Below are 1399 nucleotides of genomic sequence, written 5' to 3' on the forward strand. Positions count from 1 at the left end.
CTGAGTTCCTGTCGGAACACAGTGAGAGTACACCTTGGCAGGTCGGGTTCTATGGGGTTGGTAGTGAAGCGGAAAAGGGCGTAGTATACGGTGAAAATGTACTTAGTGACGCCCACATTGGGAACACGCTAAAGACCTCGAACAAGAACCAAGTAGGTGTAAATCACCGGAGGGGAGAAGAGAAGGTGAAGGTGAGTCTAACTGAAAGTGGATACATCGACGTATACCAGCCGAGTAATTACGAATCAACAGACTTCGCGGAGTATGTTATTGACGAGATCATCCATCTGAACAAATAATATGATGGATAAAATTTATACCATACAGACACATCACTTCGAATAATAATCCATGCCAGAGGAAAACGAATTTAGCTATAGCGGCTATCTGATATTCAATTCCGTTCTGGAGTTCGAAGACAATTCTAACATCTATTCAGACGATTCGGTGACTACTGTCGAGTCCGAGATTGACGATGATCTAGACGAGTTTGAGCCCGGATCAGTTAGCCACCCGGGAGATGGGTTCGAATTACTGAGTATTCGGGATTACATACGCGATGACGAAGATGTTGACGAGGAATTGGAAGCACTCGCCGATGACTTACTCGGGATCCGCTACCAGTATGAAACCTTCATTGAAAAAGAAGCCGAAGTCAACGGCGAACGTCAAATAGTACAAATACCGACTATCAACGACGTAGACGCTTACTGGGTACATCCGGAGTTCATTGCGTTGCGGGGTCAAAAGGGTGAAATGGAGTCGGCGAAGGAACGGTTACAGCGAGTCCTCTCTACTGGAGTTCTACTTCGGGAGATCCAATTTGATGCGGACTTTCTGCTGTGGCTCTTCTACAAATATCGCACCGATGATGACCCTACTTCGAGTCTTGGCATCCGGAAGCTGACCGACTCTGAAGCGAAAGGTCGTGAGGATTACTTTGGTCGCAGTAACATCGTTAGCGACTCGCAGAACTTAGGACAGTCAACCCCTCTCCTTATCGGAATTCTACGGCAAAAGAGCGTCTCGATGCTTGAGGGTTTCTTCACGATGGACGACACACAAATAGCCGCTAAAATAGAGAAAACGAAGATACATGTTAAGGCGTCGAAGGGGGCAATCAGTGAAACCACGAACGATACTCTTCGCATAGCCCTCGCCATAAAATTCGTCAGAGAACTAGTCAAGCTGTATGAGCACTGGGAGTCTCTCGATCCTGTGGACAAGTATCCTCCTTTCGAGTTCTTCGAAGGTATCTACGAAGAGTGTAAAGATCAGGGGGTAAGGATCGATACGATACCCGATACACTTCTGAGCCGCTTTGCGAACTTGCGTGATGAGCCACCGTCTGAGTGGAACGTCGGAATATGATGGTGAGGTAAAAAGACCCATATATCCC

2 protein-coding genes are annotated in these 1399 nt (G+C 47.0%); both read left to right on the forward strand.

The genetic code is table 11. The features are described 5' to 3' along the window. Positions 1 to 299: hypothetical protein (locus EXE44_RS20375; protein WP_158293487.1), on the forward strand; the 299-nt coding region annotated here is incomplete at its 5' end. Positions 300 to 351: 52 nt separating this feature from the next. Beyond that, entirely contained in the window at positions 352 to 1371 is a 1020-nt protein-coding gene (locus EXE44_RS16815; RefSeq protein WP_137706828.1) for a hypothetical protein, read from the forward strand. Positions 1372 to 1399 lie beyond the last annotated feature (28 nt).

The organism is Halorubrum sp. SS7 (genome assembly GCF_005435055.1).
Classification (GTDB): domain Archaea; phylum Halobacteriota; class Halobacteria; order Halobacteriales; family Haloferacaceae; genus Halorubrum; species Halorubrum salinarum.